The organism is Roseateles sp. P4_D2 (assembly GCF_056401875.1).
The window spans coordinates 265,709-284,896 of record NZ_JBFUIM010000005.1 but is presented as its reverse complement, the minus strand read 5'-3'; the positions used below and the strand labels follow the sequence as shown (position 1 = coordinate 284,896).

The window sequence follows — 19,188 nt, the reverse complement described above, 5'->3', positions numbered from 1 at the left end:
CGATCTTTGGCACCACGCCGCCGCCGCGCGGCCGGTGTGGCTTCGCCTTGCGTGCTCTCGCCTTGCATGACCGCCCTTGCGCCTTGCGTCGCCCGGACGCGATTGGTCACGCCGGCAGACCTGTTGTTAACCCCTAAGTTGATGCTGTAGTTGCGCTACAAGTTTTGACTTCTTGCGTAGTTGTTCGCCCTGATGTTTCGCCGGCAGTGTCAATTCCATGCTGGTTTACCCGCGGTTTTTGACTGAAATCGGGTCGTTTCTTCGCAACGTCTAGGGTTTACGCAGATGCTGGAAAAAATCTAGTTTTGATACAAACCTGCTCGAGACGTTGGGTTCTCGCCCACGAGACGCGCGCCGGTGGCCCCGGAGGCGGACTTCGGGCCAAGCCGTTTTCCAATGAACTAGAGGAGACATTCATGACCATGAGCCAAGACAAGTGCGGGTCGGGCACCGCGGCGTCGTTCCGCATCAGTCCGATTGCCATCGGCTGCACATTGCTGATCGCCGCCGCAGGCGCACAAGCGCAGACCCAGCAACTCGAAACGGTGACCGTCACCGGCATCCGCAGAGGCATCGAGGCATCGATCTCGGTCAAGAAGAACGCCGACAACATCGTTGAGTCGGTCTCGGCCGAAGACATCGGCAAGCTGCCCGACATCAGCATCGCCGAGTCCATCGGCCGCCTGCCGGGCCTTTCCGCCCAGCGCGTGGCGGGTCGCGCCCAGGTCATCAGCGTGCGCGGCCTGTCGCCCGATTTCGCCACCTCGCTGCTCAACGGCCGTGAGCTGGTGAGCACCGGCGACAACCGCTCGGTCGAGTTCGATCAGTACCCCTCCGAGTTGCTGGCCGGCGTGAGCGTCTACAAGACGCCGGACGGCGGCCTGGTCGGCCAGGGCCTGTCCGGCACCATCGACATGCAGACCGTGCGCCCGTTGAACTTCGGCAGCCGTGTGATGGCCGTCAACGTGCGCGGTCAGAGGAATTCGCTGGGCGGTGCCGCCGGTTCCAAGGGCACGGGCAACCGCGTCAGCGCCAGCTACATCGACCAGTTCGCCGACCGCACCGTCGGTCTGGTGCTGGGTTATGCCCACCAGGAAACCCCGATCCAGGAAGAGCAGGTCGGCCTGTACGAGCCCTGGCAGTCGCTGGGCGCCGGCTGGCGCCCGGGCGTGGCGGCAGGTACGTTCTATTCCGATGGCATCAAGGCCCTGCGCCGCACTGGGGTGACCAAGCGCGACGCCTTCATGGCGACCGCCGAGTTCCGCCCGAACAAGGGCTTCACCAGCGTGGTGGACTACTACCACACCAGGGCCACGCAGGAGGACACCGCGAACCAGTTCGAAGTCAATCTCGGCGGCTACAACGGCGGTTACAACCCGGGCCTGAACATCGCTTCCCCGGTGGTGAACGGCAACAACACCTTCGTCGGCGGCAGCGCCAGCGGCCTGTACCCGCTGGTGCGTGGCATGTACAACGACCGCAGGGACACCATCGATGCCTTCGGCTGGAACAACAAGCTCAAGCTGGCCGGCGGTGGCACGCTGACGGCGGATGTGAGCTACTCCAAGGCTGACCGCAAGGAAACCAATCTCGAGAACAACACGCAGTTGCTGCCCACCGGCGCAACCGCACCGCTGGACACCCTGAAGCTGAATTTCGCCACGTCCAGTTTCCCGACGCTGACCCCCACGCTGAACTACTCCGACCCGACCAAGCTGTTCCTGCGCGGCACGATCTACGGCTCGGGCTACGGCAAGCGTCCCAGCGTTGAGGACGAACTCAAGTCGTTCAAGCTGGCTGGCAACTTCCCGCTGCCGGATTCGATCAAGGGCTTCTTCCAGGACGTGGACCTGGGTGTCAACTACGCCGACCGCTCCAAGAAGAAGCGCCAGCCCGAGGGCAACATCAACGTCGGCTCGCAGGGTGACACCGCCATTGCCAGCGACCTGCAGTACGCCCCCGTGGACCTGAGCTTTGCGGGCCTGGGCAGCATCCCGGCCTGGAACGTGCCGGGCGCCGTGTCGCGCTACATGACGTTCAACCCCAGCGAGACCAGCGCGGCCTATCTGATCCCCAAGGCCTGGAACGTGTACGAGAAGGCCACCACCGGCTTCATCAAGGGCAACATCGACACCGAGTGGGGCGGCATCCCCATGCGCGGCAACGTGGGCCTGCAAGTCATCCGCGTGGATCAGTCGTCCACGTCGAATTATTGGGACAGCAACGCGCCCGCCGGCAGCAATGTCAAGACCAACAGCGACGGCAAGGTGCGCACCGACGTGCTGCCAAGCATGAACCTGGCTTTCTCGCTGGCCGATGACCAGACCCTGCGCGTGGCCCTGGCCCGCCAGATGGCCCGCCCGCGCGTGGACCAGCTCCGCTCGGGCATCGAGTTCGGCGTCGACAACTCGACCGGCAAGCCCGGCGCCAGCGGCGGCAACCCCAAGGCCGATCCGTGGATCGCCAATGCCTTCGACGTGTCCTATGAGAAGTACTTCGGCACCAAGGCCTATATCGCCGCGGCGGGCTTCTACAAGGACTTGAAGAGCTACATCTACACCCAGAAACAGGACGGCTACGACTTCACGGACTTCGTCAAAAGCTACACGCCGCCGAACACGTGCACGACGCCTGCCGGCCCCAATCAGCCTTGTCCCGCCGCGCTGCCCACGGGTACGTTCACGGCGCCGTTCAACGGCAAGGGCGGGAAGCTGTCTGGTGTCGAGCTCTCGGCCTCGCTGCCGCTGAGCCTCGTCTCCGACACCTTCAAGGGCTTTGGCATCCAGGCCAGCGCCAGCTTCACCCACAGCAGCATCAAGATCCAGGATCCGGAGAGTGCGAGCAGCGTGGGTGGCGGCGACATCGCGCTGCCCGGCCTGTCCAAGCGGGTCTACAACCTGACGGCCTACTACGAGGCCAATGGGTTCGAGGCCCGCGTGAGCCAGCGCCGCCGCTCGGACTTCATTGGTGAAATCGGCAACTTCAACGGCTCACGTACCCTGCGCTACGTTGTTGGCGAGAAGATCACCGACCTCCAACTGGGCTACTCCTTCAACGAGGGCGCCTTCAAGGGTCTGGGGCTGCTGTTCCAGGTCAACAACCTGACCAACGAGGCTTACCAAACCTACGCCGGCACCAAGGATCGCCCGTTGGAGTACATCCGCTGGGGGCGCACCTTCCTGCTGGGGGCGAACTACAAGTTCTGATGCTTCGGTGTTGAATGAGGCCCGGCCGTGCGCCGGGCTTTTTCGTTTGGGGGCCCTCATCGGCCCGGTCGGGAGACGGGCGATGATTCAGGGGACACATGACGCACAAGCTGGAGAGAAGCTCGACCTCTGTCGCACGCATGGACGCATCTTCCGTTTCAATGGCGCCACCGCTTGCCACTTGCCCGCGATCACGCAGCACGTCCCTCATCGAGACCGCCATGCCCAACCGCCGCACCGTACTGACCGCCGCCACCTCACTCGCCCTGCCCGCCATGAGTGCCTCTGCCGCCGCTTCCGTCGAGATGCCCCATCTGCCCTGGACCCGCCAGGCCGTCATCTACCAGATCAACGTTCGCCAGTTCTCGCCCGAAGGCACGTTCAAGGCCGTGCAGTCGGACCTGCAGCGGCTGAAAAGGCTGGGCGTGGACATCCTGTGGCTGATGCCCATCCAGCCCATCGGCAAGCTCAACCGCAAGGGGACGCTGGGCAGCTACTACTCGATCAGCGACTACACGGCCGTGAACCCCGAGTTCGGCACGCTGGCCGATGCCAAGGCGCTGGTCGCTGCGGCGCACAAGCTGGGGTTCAAGGTCATCCTCGACTGGGTGGCCAACCACACGGCCTGGGAACACCCCTGGGCTACGGCACACAAGGATTGGTACAAGCTCAACGGCAAGGGTGAGATCCACGCCGTCACTTTCAACGAAGGCCAGCCGGGCGAGGAGCACTGGGACGATGTCGTCGCGCTGAACTACAAGAGCCCGGGCTTGCGCGCCGCAATGATCGACGCGATGAAGTTCTGGGTGCGAGAAACCGGCATCGATGGCTTCCGCTGCGATGTGGCCAGCCTGGTGCCGACCGACTTCTGGGTGCGTGTGCGCAAGGAGCTGGACGCGGTCAAGCCGATGTTCATGCTGGCCGAGTCCGACGCCATCGACCTGCACACCAGCGGCGCCTTCGACATGACCTATTCCTGGGACCTGGCCGACCAGGTGTTCAAGAAGATCGGCAAGGGCGAGGCGGGCGCCCCACGGTTGAAGGAGTGGCTGGCCAAGCAACCGGCGGGCTTTCCCGCCCATGCCTACCGCATGCGCTTCACGAGCAATCACGACTTCAACTCCTGGCACGGCACCGACGCCGATCTCTACGGCGACGCCTACCCCGCACTGGCGGTACTGACGTTCACGCTGCCCGGCATGCCGCTGGTCTACAACGGCCAGGAGTCGCGGTTGACCAAGAAGCTGGAGTTCTTCGAGAAGGACGCCATCGACTGGAAGACCTATGAGCTGAGCGACTTCTACGCCAGCCTCGCTGCGCTCAAGCACCAGCATCCGGCGCTGGCCGCCGGCCAGTACGGCGCGCCGGTGAAGCTGCTGGACAGCCCGCCCGACATCGTCGCCTTCGAGCGCCGCCTGGACCAGGACCTGGTGCGCGTGGCTGTCAACCTGTCGAAGATGGAACAGCTCTGGCAGGGCCACAAGCTGCGCCCATGGGGGTGGCAGTTGTCATGAGAATCCTCATTACTGGCCTGAACGGCACGTTGGCGCCACGCTTGGCCGAGGCTGCGCGCGCAGCCGGGCATCAGGTCATCGGCTGGGACCGTACCGCGGTGAACCTCGACGATGAGAAGCTGTCAGCCACCTGGCTTTCCGCGCAGTCGGTGGACGCGATCGCCCACCTGGGCATGGCTTCGGCGCGCTTCGCGGGCTGGCTGGCGTCGCGCTGTCCGAACTTCCTGTTTACCAGCACGGTCATGGTCTTCGACCACGAGCCCGACGGTCCGCATGACGTGGCCGACGCGCGCAACGCCAAGGACGAATACGGCCGCTACAAGGCCGAGTGCGAAGACGCCGTGTTGCTGGCCAATGAGAGGCCCGTCATCGCCCGCATCGGCTGGCAGATCGACGCGACCCGGCCTGGCAACAACATGCTGATGACGCTGGATGAATGGCAAAAGCGCGATGGCCATGTGGCCGCAAGCCGAGCATGGACGCCGGCCTGCTCCTTCATGACCGACACGGCCGCCGCGCTGCTGGCGTTGATCGAACGGCCGCTGCTCGGTGTGCACCACCTGGACAGCAATTCCGAGGAGGGCTGGCGCTTTGATGAGGTGGCGCGCGCACTCGCGATCGAGTTCGGCCGCGACTGGCAAGTCCAGGCGGACGAGGGCTACCGGCATGACCAGCGCCTCATCGGCGGCGTCAGCCGCTTGCCACCGCTTTCGGCGCGCTTGCCTGGGCTCACCCGTGATTGAGCGCTGGCCCATCAACGGCAAGGGCCGCAGCCGCACGGTGGCTCATGGGGGTTTTGGCGGCCTGGTCTGGACGGTGGCCAACGCGACCGACTTCTCGGCCGGCTTTGAAGAACAGGTGCGTCAAAGCCTGCAGATGCTCGAAGCGCATCTGCAGGAAGCCGGCTCGGCGCGCACCCACCTGCTGTCGCTGCAGGTCATCCTCACCGACATCGCCAACCGGGATGCTTTCGACCTGCAATGGCAGGCATGGATCGGGCCGCATCCCGAACATTGGCCGCAGCGGGCCTGCTTCCAATCTGGCCTGGCGCCGGGGTTGTTGATCGAACTGGTGGTCGTCGCGGCGCCTGTTTCGGCGGGGCAGAAGCTGGGCTCCTGAGACCAGGCCCGCCCGCGTCGACAATGACGCCATGAAACCACCCGCCCGCCTGCAGGCACTGATTGATGAAGGCCTGATCGACAGCGTCGTTAGGCAACTGAAGAGCGGCAAGGAAGCCGATGTCTACGTCGTGCGCTGCGGCGATGACACCTGTGCCGCCAAGGTCTACAAGGAGGCCAACAAGCGGGGCTTCCGCCAGGCCGTCGACTACACCGAGAACCGCAAGGTCCGCAACAGCCGGCAGGCGCGCGCGATGGCCAAGCGCACGACCTTCGGCCGCCAGCAGCAGGAGGCGGCGTGGCAGAGCGCCGAGGTCGACGCGCTCTACCGCCTGGCTGCGGCCGGCGTGCGGGTGCCGCGGCCCGACAACTTCCATGATGGCGTGCTGCTGATGGAACTGGTGGCCGATGAGTTCGGCGACGCTGCACCGCGGCTCAATGACCTGAACTTCAGCGCGGCCGAGGCGCGCCAGCACCACGACACGCTGATCGGCGAGGTCGTTCGCATGCTCTGCGCGGGTGTCATCCATGGCGACCTGTCCGAGTTCAACGTGCTGCTGGCCGCCGATGGCCCGGTCATCATCGACCTGCCGCAGGCCGTGGACGCCGCCGGCAACAACCATGCGCCGCGCATGCTCATACGCGACGTGAACAACCTGCGCAACTTCTTCGGCCAGCACGCGCCGGACTTGCTGGCCACGCAGTACGGCCCCGAGATCTGGTCGCTCTACGCTGCCGGTTTGCTGGTGCCCGGCATGCCGCTGACGGGCCGCTACGAGCACAAGCGCGGCGAGGTGGACCTGTCGGGCGTGTTGAGGGAGATCGAGGACGCGCGCCTGGAAGAGGCAGCGCGCGTTCTTCGCATGAGCTAGGTTTCGCCCGGCTGCAGCTACAGCTCGCGCCGCTGGCCTGCAGCACGGCGCCGTAGAACTCGCGATGCAGACGCTGGAAGATGCCGTCGGTGATCGCCGCCTCCAGGCGGGTCTTCAGCTCGGCGGCCAGGCCGGGGCGACTCGGGCTGACGAAGAGATAGGCCGCCGCGGGGTAGTGCAGCATCAGGTTGGGCGCGATGGCCAGTCCCGCCGAGGTGACGGGGTTGACCCTAGAGCTGGTGGCGCTCGGCTTCGAGTTGTTGTTCGCGCAGCTGGTGCAGCAAAGCCGCGTCGTCCAGGGCTGCATCTTGCTGCGCCAATGCGCCGCAGCTGCGCAGGGTGTGGCCGTGCTCGCGCAGCGCCTGCTGGAGCCACTGGGCACGCCTGAGGGTGCGCGGCGTGCAGGAGCGGCCGCGCAGGTCGTCTTCGAGATCGCTGCGGTGGGCGCGCCAGGCGTCGGCCAGGTAGAGCCGACCCGGCGCGTGGACCAGTTCGTGGCGCCAGCGAACGGCCAGCCCACGGTAGTGACCGATGACGCGCCCGGTGGCGCCGCGGCAGGCCAGGCGCTCGGCCAGGCCCTCATAGGCCTGCGCTGCCAGCCGCTTGAAACCCAGGAAATGGGACAGGGCGTCGCCATCGCTGCCCGCATCGAGCAAGGCGCCGAACAGGTGGCGGCTTTCGATGCGTTCGGCGAGGTGGTATTGGGGGCGGTTGTGGCCATCGCCGGCGCTGTTGAACTGTGTCAGCGGGTCGAAGCGGTAGCAGTAGCCGAAGTCGTAGAGCCAGACGCGTTCGCCGTCGTCCAGCAGATTGCCGGCGCTGTAGTCCCACTCGAAGAAGCCGTGCTCGATCAGCGCGCAGCCGGCTTCGAGCAGCGTGCGCGCCTGGCGCTCGTCGAGCACGCCCGGGGGGCGGCCGGCAATCCAGGGCGATACGACGAGGCCATCGCGTAGCGAGCCGTAGGCGGGCGCGACGACGCCCGGCAAGGCCAGCCCGGCCAGCTCGGCGTGGCGCTGCAGCTCGTTCAGGAAGGATGTCTGGCCGTCGGGGTTGCGCACCCGGCATTCGGCGCGGGCGCGCTTGATGGCCCAGCGCTGGCCGGCGTGGTTGAGGCACAGCACCTCGGCGGTCAAGCCGCCGTTGTGCGCGGCTTCAACGCCGGGGCTGTCGGCGTTCAGTGCCTTCAGTTGCGCGACCGGCAAGGGCAGCGCGGCCGCATCACCAAAGGCGAACTCGGCACCACTGGAGATGAAAGCCAGGTTGGTTCGCTGGCGTGCTTCGTCCAGCGTCAGATCAGGCCCGGCCATGCATCGCCATGTTGGTCGAAGGCCGCGCGGACGGCGACCACCAGTTCGGCTGGCAGCGGTCCACGCGAGATCGCTTCGATGTTGCGGCGCAGGTTGGCCGGTTTGGCGGTGCCGACGATGGCGCTGGCAACGCCCGTGTGGAAGGCCGCGAAGCGCAGGGCCAGGTCAGCCCAGTCTTCCTTCGCGGGCAGGCTCATGGCCTTGAAGCGGTCCCAGTACTGGCCTTCTGCGAAGTCATCCGGCCGCTGCGCATGGCGCCAGACGGCGCCGGCCAGCGGGCGTTTGGCGATGACGCCGATGCCGGCATGGTCGGCCCGAGCGGCACGCAGGTTCAGATGGGCCTGGTCGCAAATGCTGACCGAGGTCTGCAGGCTGCCAAAGGCGTCACTGGCGATCGCGAAGTCGATCTCGGCGTTGTCACCCGAGTAGGCGGCCACGCGCAGCTTGCCGCTCGCACGGCAGTCGTTCAGCGCGCGCGTCACCTCGCCTTGCTCCAGCACATGCAGCGGGCATGAATGCAGGTGGACGATGTCGAGCCAGTCGGTCTGCATCAGCCGCAGCGCGCGCTCGACGCCCTGCACGATGCAGTCGTACGTCCAGTCCGGCACGCCTTCGACGCCGTAGCCCACCTTGGTGGACAGCACGAAGTCCGCACGGCGCGTGTTGAGGTGGCGGCCGATCCGCTCCTCGCTGAGGCCGTAGCCGCGGGCGGTGTCGACGAGGTTGATGCCAAGGTCCAGCACATGGTTCAGCAACGCGCCGGCTTCAGCCTCGGTCGTGCGCTCGTCGTTGATGTGCATCGCGCCGAAGCCCAGCGCGGAGACCTTGAGGCCTGTGTGGCCGAGAGGGTTCAGGATCATGGGGTGATGAGGACGCGGCCGAACAGCGGCGGCACGGTGAGTTGAATCCAGCCGTTCTTCACGGTCACGGTGGAGCCGCCCAGTGCGTCGCGCAGTTGGTCGGCCGGGAAGGGCAGGCCAACGCTGACGGTGCGTGGCTTGTCGCTGTTGTTGGTCGCCGTGATGGCCCAGGTCTTGCCGTCCTGGCGCGCCAGCACGACGACATGGTCGTCAACATGCAGCGGTGCGCTCAGCGTGCCATGGCGCAGCACGGGAAGGTCGTGACGCAGCTGGGTCAGGCGCTTGAAGTCGGCCAGCAGCGCGTTGTCGGGCTGGCCGCCTTCGTCGGCCCAGGGGTAGGGCGCGCGGTTGTAGGGGTCGTCGCCACCGCCCAAGCCCACTTCGTCGCCGTAGTAGATGGTCGGCGAGCCGGGGTAGGTCATCTGGAAGAAGACGGCGAGGCGCAGGCGCTGCTTGGCCAGCGCCAGATCGCGGTCCTCGCCGAAGTGGTGCAGGGCGCGCGGCTGGTCGTGGGTCGACAACAGGTTCATCAGCGCATAGAAGGACTGCGCCGGATAGGCCTCGCGCATCAGCTCCAGGTTGGCGGCCATCAGCTTGCCGCTCTTGCCGGCGGCGTAGTCCAGCACGGCGTTGCGGAAGATGTAGTTCATCGTCGAGTCGAACATGTCGCCGAGGAAGTACTTCGACGAATCGAACCAGGTCTCGGCGACGGTCAGCGCGTCGGGCTTCTTGGCCTTGACAGCCTGGCGCCATTCGCGCCAGAAGTCGTCGGGCACCCAGGGCGCCACGTCCATGCGCCAGCCGGCCGCGCCGCGGTCCAGCCAGAGGTTGGTCACCGAGTCCTTGTCGCGGTAGGCGTAGGCGCGAAAGGACGGGGCGCTCTTGTCGATCTCCGGCAGATCGGACACGCCGACCCAGCCCTGGAACTGCTTGTTGGGGTCAGTCTCCTCGGGCTTGAACTTGAACCAGCTCGCATACGGCGAGGCGGGGTTGATCTTGCCGCCGTCAAACGCACCGCCCGCGGGGAAATTGGAGAAGCGGTTGAAGTAGGGAGAGTCTGCGCCGACGTGGTTCAGCGAGGTGTCGGGGATGACGCGGATGCCGCGCTTGGCGGCTTCGGCGCACAGGCGAACGAAGTCGTCGTTGCTGCCGAAGGCCGGGTCGATCTGCTTGTAGTCGGCCGCGTCGTACTTGTGGTTGCTGGGCGCGCGGAACACCGGCGTCAGGTAGATGGCGTTGGCCCCCAGGCTCTTGATGTAGTCCAGCTTCTCGATGATGCCGGCGAGGTCGCCACCGAAGAAGTCGTTGTTGTAGAGCTTGTCCGAGCCGTCACCCGTACTCGGCTTGAAGGGCTTCTCGTTCCACTTCTCGTGGCGTTCGACGTCGCGGTCCTGGTAGCGGTCCTGTGGCCGGCCGCCGCCGGGGCGAGGGTCGTTGCCCTTGTCGCCATTGCGGAAGCGCTCGGGGAAGACGTAGTAGTAGACGATGTCCCGGGCCCAGGCCGGCACCTCGAAACCGGGCGCATGGATGGTCTGGCGGTAGCGGCGCACGCGGTTGGTGTTGGACGGCAGGCGCTCGACCGAGGCAGGCCCCATGGAGCCCTTCTCGCGCGTCCAGTAGATGGGGTCCTTGTTGTTCTGCAGCGCGTACTTGCCCTGGGCGGTCTCGATCTCGAACCAGTAGCCGTAGATGCCAGTGGCGTCGAAGCGATAGCTCGCTGTGAAGCCGATGCCCATGCCGCGCGAATGTGGCGTCATGGCGATGCGGGCCACAGATTCGTAGGCGAGCTGCTCCTGGTTACCGGTCATCTGGCGGCGTTCGATGACGAGGGTGGCCTGCTTCAGGCCGGGCACGTCGTTACCGATGCTGAAGCGGATCTCGCTGCCGGCGGGCTGGGCACCGAAAGGCGCCTTGGACTCGGCACTGCGGGAGTCGAAGTGGGTCGTCAGCGCAGCCTTGTCGGTGAGGGGCTTGGGTGGCGTGGGTTTGAAGGTCCTGGGGCCGACGGTAAGCGTGGCGCTGCCGTCGGCGGCAATCGCCAGGCGTAGCGTCTGCTCCCCCTTGAAGTCGCGCTTGAGGTTGCCACCGGCACCGCGAGCCGGGTCGCCCTTGGCGTCGCCGCCAAAGGTGAGGGCGGCCGTCCAGTCCTCATCGGCGAGCTTGAACTCCTGCGGCCCTTTGGCTTTGAGGTTGAGGAAGTAGGCATCGCAGCGGTACTCGAAGGCGTGGTCATCCTGCGCCGCCCAGTTGTTCAGCCCACCGCGCAGATAAAGAGTGGCGTCGCCGAGCGGTGCGGGTTTGCAGTTGGCGGCATGAGCCGCAGGGACGAGCGAAAGCAACGCTGCGCACAGCGCGAATGTCTTCAACATATGGATCAGCCCTTGACGCCGCCAGCAGTCAGGCCGGAGACGATCCAGCGCTGTGCCAGCAGGAAGACCAACGTGATCGGCAGGCCCGACAGCACGGCCGCGGCCGCGAAGTCGCCCCACAGGAAACGCTGGTCGTGCAGGAAGTATTTGGAGCCGACGGCCAGCGTGAGGTTGCCCTCTTCGCGCAGCAGGATGGACGCCACCGGGTACTCGATGATGGTGCCGATGAAAGCCAGCACGAAGACCACCATCAGGATGGGAATCGCCATCGGCAGCAGCACGCGCGAGAAGGCCTGCCAGTGCGTCGCGCCGTCGACCTTGGCGTTCTCCTCGATCTCTACGGGGATGGTCTCGAAGTAACCCTTGATGGTCCACACATGCGTGGCGATACCGCCCAGGTAGGCGAGCACCAGACCGGCATGCGTCTCGATGCCCAGCGCCGGCACATAGGTGCCGATGGTCTCGAAGATGGCGTAGATGGCGACGAGCGCCAGCACCGGCGGGAACATCTGCAGCAGCAGCATGCCGTTGAGCACTGGCTTGTCGAAGCGGAACTTCATGCGCGCAAAGGCATAGGCCGCGCTGGTGGAGATGGCGACGATGAGGAAGGCCGAGATGGTGGCAATCTTGATCGAGTTCCACAGCCAGGTCAGCACGGGGAAGGGCGGCTGCACGAGGCTGCCGTCGGCGGCTTGATACGGGATGCCGAGGGCCAGCTTCCAGTGCTCCAGGCTGATCTCGGTCGGGATCAGGCTGCCGGTGGCGAAGTTGCCGGGCCGCAGCGAGATGGACACGACCGCCAGCAGCGGGAAGATGGTGATGGCGATGAAGATCCACATCACCGCGTGGCCGGCGAGGGTGCGCCAGCGGGCTTGTTTGCCGAGGACGATGGCCATGGTTCAGAACTCCGAATGTCTTTCTGGATGGGTCGGGATCGGCCCGGGTGAGCGGTCTGCTCCGTGTCCCCCGCCCGTTGCGCGGTCTCCTCCTTTACCTGCGCAGCCCGCCCACCCGGCCCGATCCAACACCAGCGGTTTCCTTCGCTGAAGAAACCCACTGGGTCCAGTTGCCGAGTGCGGCGGGCGAGGGACGAAGGTAAAGGAGGAGGTCGCGTAGCGGCCGGGGGACACGTAGTCCCTCGTCTGCCGCGCTTGGCAACCCATCGATGCCAGCATCATTTTTGTGCCTTGGCGCTCATGCGAAGGTTGATCAGCGACAGCGCCGCCACGAGGAAGAAGATCAGCGTCGAGATCGCCGCGGCGAGGCCGAAGTCGGAGCCCGAGTCCTTGAAGGCGATGCGGTAGGTGTAGCTGACGAGGATGTCGGTCTGGCCCGCGGGCAGCTTGGTGGACAGGAAGTCCGGCCGGCCGTCGGTCAGCAGCGCGATCAGCACGAAGTTGTTGAAGTTGAAGGCGAAGGCGCTGACCAAGAGCGGCGCCAGCGGCTTGATGATCAGCGGCGCGGTGATCTTGAGGAAGTTCGTCGCGGGGCTGGCGCCGGCCAGGGCCGAGGCCTCGTACAGGTCCGCCGGGATCGCCTTCAGCAGGCCCGAGCACAGGATCATGATGTAGGGGTAGCCCAGCCAGACGTTGACGATGAGCAGCATGGTCTTGGCCAGCAGCGGGTCGGCAAACCAGGCCGGCTTGACGCCGATCAGTGCGTTCAAGATGGCATTGATCTCGCCGAAGTTCTGGTTGAACAGGCCCTTGAAGACGAGGATGGAAATGAAGCCCGGCACCGCATACGGCAGGAACAGCAGGGTGCGGTAGGTGGTGCGGTACTTCATGCCCTCCCAGTTCAGCAGCACGGCGAAGAGCATGCCGATGGCGGTTGAGAAGACGACGGTCAGCGCAGAGAAGATGACCGTCCAGCTGAAGATGGACAGGAAGGGGCCGCGGAACTCGGCGTCGAACAGCATGCGCGTGTAGTTCGCCACGCCGATGAAGGCCTTGAAGCCGGGTTGCAGCGTCTCGACCTTGCCGCCGTCGGCCTGGGCCTCGAAGAAGCCGGTGTCACGGTTGGGCTTGAAGACGGCGCCATCCAGCGCGCGGGTCAGGCTGCCGTCGGCATTCGTCGTCCACATCGGCTTGACGGGCCCGAACTCGCGCAGGCCGAGGTAATGCAGCTCGGTCTTGTCGGGCGCAACGAGCACGAGCTTGGCCAGCGCGTCGCGGTGCTTGATCAGCTCGGGCAAGGGCAGGGCGGCGCCTGTCGGTGCGGACGTGGCGTCCGCCGCGGCCAGGTCCACGCGGAGGTCCTTGCCCGCGCGCAGCGCCAGCGGTGGCGACATCCACTGCGGGTTGGCTTCGCCCTCGGTTTTAAGCACGAGGCGGAATTCGGCGCCGCTGGCATGCAGGCTGTAGTTCAGCACCCGGTCTTCCACCGCGTCATGCTGCTCCAGCAGGTACTCGCGCACGCGGCTTTCGCTGAGCAGGTGGATGCTGGAGTAGTTCGTCAGGCCGATCTGCGCCGTGTAGACGAGCGGGAAGGCGATGAAGACCAGCATGCCGGCCACGCCGGGGAAGAGGTAGCGCCAGGCGAAGCCGCCGCGGCTGAGGTAGACGTAGAAGCCGGCGGTGAACAGCAGCAGCACGCCGGCGGCCCAAGCGGCCTGGCCGGTCGTGTAGATCAGGAAGACGAGATACAGCGCGGCAACCATGCCGGCGATGGCGAGCGGCCAGTGCAGCCACTTGGACAGCTTCTCGGTCAGCGAGGGCGGCAGCGTCGTGTAGGCGCCTTGGCCGAGGGATGAGGACAAGGCGTTCATTTGTTCAGCAGCATCCGTGCGGCGGCGCCGTCGAGCGCGTCCTTCGGTGATTGCAGTCCGTTGGTGATGGCTTCGAGCGCCGCGTCCATCGCGGTCCAGAAGCGGCCGACCTCGGGGATGTTGGGGATGGGCGCGCCGTTGCGCGCATTGGTCATGCTGGCTGCGATCAGCGGGTTGACTGACAGCTCGGCGTAGAAGGCCTTGTTGGCCGGCACGCCGATGGGCACGTCGGCATCCAGCACCTTCAGCGCTTCGGGGCGCATCAGGTGGTTCTCGATGAACTCCTTGGCGATGTCCTTGTTCTTGCTGGGCGCCGAGATCATGCAGCCCAGCACGCCGACAAAGCTCTTGCTCGGCTTGCCGGCGATGACGGCCGGGATGCCTGCCACACCGATGTCGATCTTGGCGCGCCTGGCGTTGTCCCAGGCCCAGGGGCCGGAGATCATCATGGCCACCTCGCCACGGGCAAAGGCGGACTCCATCTCGGAGTAGCGCGCGCCCTTGGGCATGTGGCCGCCCTTGATGAGGCGCTCGATCATCTGGGCACCAGCCAGGGCGCCTTCGTTGTTGACGTCCACCTTCTTGGGATCGAAATCACCCTGGATATCACGGCCGAAGATGACGCCACCCGCGCCGGCAATCATGGGCCAGCTGAAGAAGCTCTTGTTGTAGTCCCACAGCACGGCGTGCTTGCCGCTGGCCTGGAGCTTCTTGTCCAGTGCAATCAGTTCGTCCCAGGTCGCAGGCGGCGTGGGCACCAGGGCCTTGTTGTAGATCAGGCCCGTGGTCTCGATGGCGATGGGGTAGCCCCAGATGCGGCCCCGGTAGCTCAGCGCATTCCAGGCCTGTTCCTCGGACTCGGCCTTCAGCTTGGCGGAGGGGCGCAGCGGCGTCAGCAGGCCGGCCTTGGCCCATTCGCCGACACGGTCGTGAGGCCAGCAGAAGATATCCGGGCCCTTGCCGGCGCCGGCGGCCTGCTGGAACTTGTCGGTCGCATCGACCGGGTGCTCGACGACGACCTTGACGCCCGAGGCCTTCTCGAAGGCATCGCCGACCTTCTGCAGGCCGTTGTAGGCCTTGTCGCCATTGATCCAGACCAGGAGCTTGGGTGTGTCCGCCGACGCCGCCGAAATGCCGCCACAGAGGCACAGAGACACAGTGAAACGCGAAAGGGCTTTCAGAGCTTTCTTCTCTGTGCCTCTGTGCCTCTGTGGCTGTGTTTTCTTCACAGCCGTCATGCCTGCAGCTCCGGCGCAGCCAGCCGGCGCAAGGCCAGACCGTTGGCGTCGAACACGTACAAGGCTTCAGCCGGCAGATGCAGGTCCAGATCCTGGCCGCTGCGCAGGCGGTCGCAGCCGTTGCGGCCTTCGAACTGGCAGGTCAGCGGCTCTTCGAGGCCGGGGTAGGGACAGTAGGCGAAGGTGATGCCGCCGAGGGATTCGACGAAGGCGACGGTGCTGTACACCAGGTTGTTCTCGCCACCTTGACGGATGTGCTCCGGCCGCACGCCGAGAGTCACCTTGTCGCCCACCTTGGCACCGCTGCCATCCACCAGCGCACGCAGCACGACGCCGCTGCCGGCCAGCTTCACATCCACATGACCCGGCTCGATGGCCGCCAGCTCCGCGTCGATGAAGTTCATCTTCGGGCTGCCGATGAAGCCTGCCACGAAGAGGTTGCGCGGATGCTCGTACAGCTCCAGCGGCGAGCCGACCTGCTCAATCTTGCCGGCCGACAGCACGACGATGCGGTCGGCCAGCGTCATGGCCTCCACCTGATCGTGGGTCACGTAGATCATCGTGGTCTTCAGATCCTCGTGCAGCTTGGCGAACTCATAGCGCATGCGCACGCGCAAGGCCGCGTCGAGGTTGGACAGCGGCTCGTCGAACAGGAACACCTCGGGTTTGCGCACGATGGCGCGGCCGATGGCGACGCGCTGGCGCTGGCCGCCGGAGAGGTCTTTCGGCTTGCGGTCCAGCAGGTGCTCGATGTGCAGGATCCTGGCCGCGTTGCGCACGGCCGTCTCGATCTCGGCCTTGGGCACCTTGGCCAGCTTCAACCCGAAAGCCATGTTGTCGTACAGATTCATATGCGGGTAGAGCGCATACGACTGGAACACCATGGCGATGCCGCGTTCGCTGGGCGGCACGTCGTTGACGACGCGCCCGCCAATGGTCAGCTCGCCGCCGGTGATCTCTTCCAGGCCGGCGATGGTGCGCAGCAGCGTCGACTTGCCGCAGCCCGAGGGGCCGACGAAGACCATGAACTCGCCGTCGCGGATCTCCAGGTCGATGCCGTGAAGGATGCGGATGTCGCCGTAGGCTTTCTCCACACCGGTCAGTCGAACGTCTGCCACTTCTAACCTTTCAGTCGCCGGCCGTCTGGTGGTCGGCTTGTCTCGTCATTCGACGGCTAAATTTCTCTTCTTTGGCCGTCTTTGTAGACAATATACATTCGCTACGCGCTAGCAACAACAGAGGTGATCCGTTCGAATCTTCATGAAATCCTTGAAAATCAAGGCTTTGCAAAACATCTCGGGTTTTCCATATGTAGTCAAACTACACAACAGGGCGGAGCTGGTCGATACTTCAGCCAACGCTGCCCGTCGAGTAGCATTCTTGCCTCCGTCGCTGGGGGCCGGCACTGATGAACTCCCCAACACCCAAGAGCTTCGCGTTACCCGTTCAACGCAAGCCCGCCGCCAAGGCCTCCACCGCGATGAAGAAGCCGACTGCCCTCTCCGCCGAAGACAAGGCCTTGCGCGCCGCCTTCGAGACCGCCTACGAGCGCGAGTTGTCCCAATCCAGCCATGGCCCCACGCCGCAGGCGGCCTTGCACGCGGCGGCCATCGCCTGCCGCGAGACGCTCGCCCGCCGCTGGGCCACCACGCAGGCCGCTGACGCCCAGCGTGGCGACAAGGCGCCCGTGCGCCGCGTGCACTATCTGTCGATGGAATTCCTGATGGGCCGCGCGCTGTCCAATGCGCTGGCCGCCCTGAAGCTGGTCGACCCGCTGGAAGCCAAGCTGGCCGAGCAGGGTCTGGCCCTGGGCGATGTGCTGGAGCGCGAGCCCGATGCGGCCTTGGGCAATGGCGGCTTGGGCCGTCTGGCGGCCTGCTTCCTGGACAGCTTCGCCGAACTGGAGCTGCCGTCCTTCGGCTACGGCCTGCGCTACCGCTATGGCACCTTTGCCCAGGTCATCAGCCAGGGCCGCCAGCTGGAGCAGCCCGACGACTGGACGCGCGACTCGCCCGCCTGGGAGCTGCCTCGACAGGACCTGCGCTACGAGGTTGGCTTTGGCGGCCGCATCGAGGTCGATGCCTCGGGCGTGCGCCGCTGGCAGCCGGCCGACAGCATCGAGGCCCAGGCCTTCGACTTCATCGTGCCCGCCCACCACAGCGAGCGCGTCTCCACGCTGCGCCAGTGGCAGGCCACGGCGGCGCCCATCGCTTTCAAGCCCTTCTGCGAGGGCGACTACGCCCGCGCTGCCCGCCACCAGGTGCTGGCCGATGCGCTGAACTGGGTGCTCTACCCGGACGACTCCACCGAAGCCGGCCGCGAGCTCCGTCTGAAGCAGGAGGCCTTCCTCGTCAGCGCCTCGCTGCAGGACCTGATCGCGCGCCATCTGCGCGAGTTCGGCTCGCTGCACAACCTCGGCAAGACCAACGCCATCCATCTCAACGACACCCACCCGGCGCTCGCACCCGCCGAGCTGATGCGCCTGCTGCTGGACGAGCATGGCCTGGGCTGGGACGAGGCCTGGAAGATCACGCGCCAAGCCGTGGCCTACACCAACCACACGCTGATGCCCGAAGCGCTGGAGACCTGGCCCGTGCGCATGTTCGAGAACCTGCTGCCGCGTCACCTCGAGATCATTTACGAAATCAACCACCGTTTCCTGGAAGAGGTGCAGGCCCGCTTTCCCGGTGATCACGCCTTCGCCTCGCGGGTGTCCCTCATTGACGAAGGTAGCCACGGCAGCGAGCGCCGCGTGCGCATGGCCGCGCTTGCGTTGGTCTCGTCGCACCGCGTCAACGGCGTGGCCGCGCTGCACTCGGAGCTGATGGTGCAGACCATCTTTGCCGACTACGCTCGCATCTGGCCGGAGCGCTTCCACAACGTCACCAATGGCGTCACGCCGCGCCGCTGGCTGGAGCAGGCCAACCCGCTGCTGTCCGGCCTGCTGGACAGCCGCATCGGCGAGGGCTGGCGCAAGAACCTGGCCGAGCTGGGCGAACTGGCGCCGCTGGCCGCCAACAAGGAGCTGGGCGAGGAGTTCCTGGCCGTCAAGCGCGCCAACAAGGAACGCCTTGCCGCCGTCATCCGCCGTGAGCTGGGCATCTCGGTCAATGTCGACAGCCTGTTCGACATCCAGATCAAGCGCATCCACGAATACAAGCGCCAGCTGCTGAACATCCTGCACGTCATCAGCCGCTACCAGGCGATCCGCGACAACCCCGACGCGAACTGGGTGCCGCGCACCGTCGTCATCGCCGGCAAGGCGGCCTCGGCCTACCAGACGGCCAAGAGCATCGTGCGTCTGGCACATGACGTCGCTCGCGTCATCAATAGCGACCCGCGCGTGGGCGACAAGCTCAAGCTCGTCTTCCTGCCCAACTACAGCGTCACACTGGCCGAAAGCATCATCCCGGCGGCCGACCTGTCCGAGCAGATCTCGACGGCCGGCACCGAGGCCTCGGGCACCGGCAATATGAAGTTCGGCATGAACGGCGCGGTCACGATCGGCACCTGGGACGGCGCCAACATCGAGATGGCCGAGGCCATGGGCGTGGAGAACATGTTCGTGTTCGGCCTGCGCGCCGATGCGGTCGCCAAGATCAAGCAGCTGGGCTACGACCCGCGCCTGTATGTCGAAGAGAATCGCCAGCTCAAGCGCGTCATCGATGCCATCGCGGCGGGTGTCTTCAGTAACGGCGACACCGAGCGCTACCGGCAACTTGTCGACAGCCTCCTGCACCGCGACGTCTACCTGCTGATGGCCGATTTCGCCGATTACGTCGCCACCCAGGCCAAGGTCGATGCGCTGTTTGCCGACCGTGCGGCCTGGGCCGAACGCGCCTTGCGCAATATCGCCGGCATGGGCCCGTTCTCGTCCGATCGCACGATCAACGAGTACGTGGACCGTGTCTGGTCCGTGAAGAGTCTGAACACCTGA

At 65.7% G+C, this 19,188-nt stretch carries 13 protein-coding genes; 6 read left to right on the top strand and 7 right to left on the bottom strand.

The features are described from left to right. Nucleotides 1–416 precede the first annotated feature (416 nt). The 5 genes from AC1DW0_RS11360 (at nucleotide 417) to AC1DW0_RS11340 (ending at nucleotide 6,710) form a co-directional block, all read left to right on the top strand. The gene (locus AC1DW0_RS11360; RefSeq protein WP_457446346.1) at nucleotides 417–3,206 is read left to right on the top strand and encodes a TonB-dependent receptor; all 2,790 of its coding nucleotides are present in this window, start codon (nucleotides 417–419) and stop codon (nucleotides 3,204–3,206) included. A 221-nt stretch (nucleotides 3,207–3,427) separates the two neighbouring features. Then, nucleotides 3,428–4,720, top strand: a complete 1,293-nt coding sequence (locus AC1DW0_RS11355; protein ID WP_457352955.1) for an alpha-amylase family glycosyl hydrolase — start codon at nucleotides 3,428–3,430, stop codon at nucleotides 4,718–4,720. Then, nucleotides 4,717–5,463: a sugar nucleotide-binding protein gene (locus AC1DW0_RS11350; RefSeq protein ID WP_457352953.1), complete on the top strand. Its 747-nt coding sequence runs from the start codon at nucleotides 4,717–4,719 to the stop codon at nucleotides 5,461–5,463. Before AC1DW0_RS11355 ends, AC1DW0_RS11350 begins: the two co-directional genes overlap by 4 nt. Beyond that, a complete protein-coding gene (locus AC1DW0_RS11345) occupies nucleotides 5,456–5,839 on the top strand; it encodes a RidA family protein (RefSeq protein WP_457352951.1) in 384 nt (127 codons plus the stop codon). Before AC1DW0_RS11350 ends, AC1DW0_RS11345 begins: the two co-directional genes overlap by 8 nt. Before the next feature lie 31 nt (nucleotides 5,840–5,870). Further along, on the top strand, nucleotides 5,871–6,710 hold the full coding sequence (locus AC1DW0_RS11340; RefSeq protein WP_477945882.1) for a PA4780 family RIO1-like protein kinase: 840 nt from the start codon (nucleotides 5,871–5,873) through the stop codon (nucleotides 6,708–6,710). Between the two features lie 230 nt (nucleotides 6,711–6,940). Here the strand turns inward: AC1DW0_RS11340 and AC1DW0_RS11335 are convergent, their stop codons facing one another. The 7 genes from AC1DW0_RS11335 to AC1DW0_RS11305 all read right to left on the bottom strand — a co-directional run bounded on the left by AC1DW0_RS11335 (nucleotide 6,941) and on the right by AC1DW0_RS11305 (nucleotide 16,369). Then, nucleotides 6,941–8,017, bottom strand: a complete 1,077-nt coding sequence (locus tag AC1DW0_RS11335) for a hypothetical protein (RefSeq protein WP_457352947.1) — start codon at nucleotides 8,015–8,017, stop codon at nucleotides 6,941–6,943. After that, complete coding sequence (locus AC1DW0_RS11330; protein ID WP_457352945.1) at nucleotides 7,999–8,877, bottom strand: aldo/keto reductase; 879 nt, start codon at nucleotides 8,875–8,877, stop codon at nucleotides 7,999–8,001. Before AC1DW0_RS11330 ends, AC1DW0_RS11335 begins: the two co-directional genes overlap by 19 nt. Further along, complete coding sequence (locus AC1DW0_RS11325) at nucleotides 8,874–11,246, bottom strand: glycoside hydrolase family 13 protein (RefSeq protein WP_457352943.1); 2,373 nt, start codon at nucleotides 11,244–11,246, stop codon at nucleotides 8,874–8,876. Before AC1DW0_RS11325 ends, AC1DW0_RS11330 begins: the two co-directional genes overlap by 4 nt. Nucleotides 11,247–11,251: 5 nt before the next feature. Next, nucleotides 11,252–12,142, bottom strand: coding sequence for a maltose ABC transporter permease MalG (gene malG / locus AC1DW0_RS11320; protein ID WP_457446334.1), 891 nt, complete (start codon nucleotides 12,140–12,142; stop codon nucleotides 11,252–11,254). Between the two features lie 278 nt (nucleotides 12,143–12,420). Then, nucleotides 12,421–14,004: a maltose ABC transporter permease MalF gene (malF, locus tag AC1DW0_RS11315; RefSeq protein ID WP_477945879.1), complete on the bottom strand. Its 1,584-nt coding sequence runs from the start codon at nucleotides 14,002–14,004 to the stop codon at nucleotides 12,421–12,423. 5 nt (nucleotides 14,005–14,009) lie between these two features. Then, a complete protein-coding gene (gene malE / locus AC1DW0_RS11310; protein WP_457352939.1) occupies nucleotides 14,010–15,251 on the bottom strand; it encodes a maltose/maltodextrin ABC transporter substrate-binding protein MalE in 1,242 nt (413 codons plus the stop codon). Next, on the bottom strand, nucleotides 15,248–16,369 hold the full coding sequence (locus AC1DW0_RS11305; protein ID WP_477945876.1) for an ABC transporter ATP-binding protein: 1,122 nt from the start codon (nucleotides 16,367–16,369) through the stop codon (nucleotides 15,248–15,250). Before AC1DW0_RS11305 ends, malE begins: the two co-directional genes overlap by 4 nt. A 362-nt stretch (nucleotides 16,370–16,731) precedes the next feature. On the opposite strand from AC1DW0_RS11305, the gene AC1DW0_RS11300 reads away from it, so the two are divergent. Beyond that, nucleotides 16,732–19,188, top strand: a complete 2,457-nt coding sequence (locus AC1DW0_RS11300; RefSeq protein WP_457352937.1) for a glycogen/starch/alpha-glucan phosphorylase — start codon at nucleotides 16,732–16,734, stop codon at nucleotides 19,186–19,188.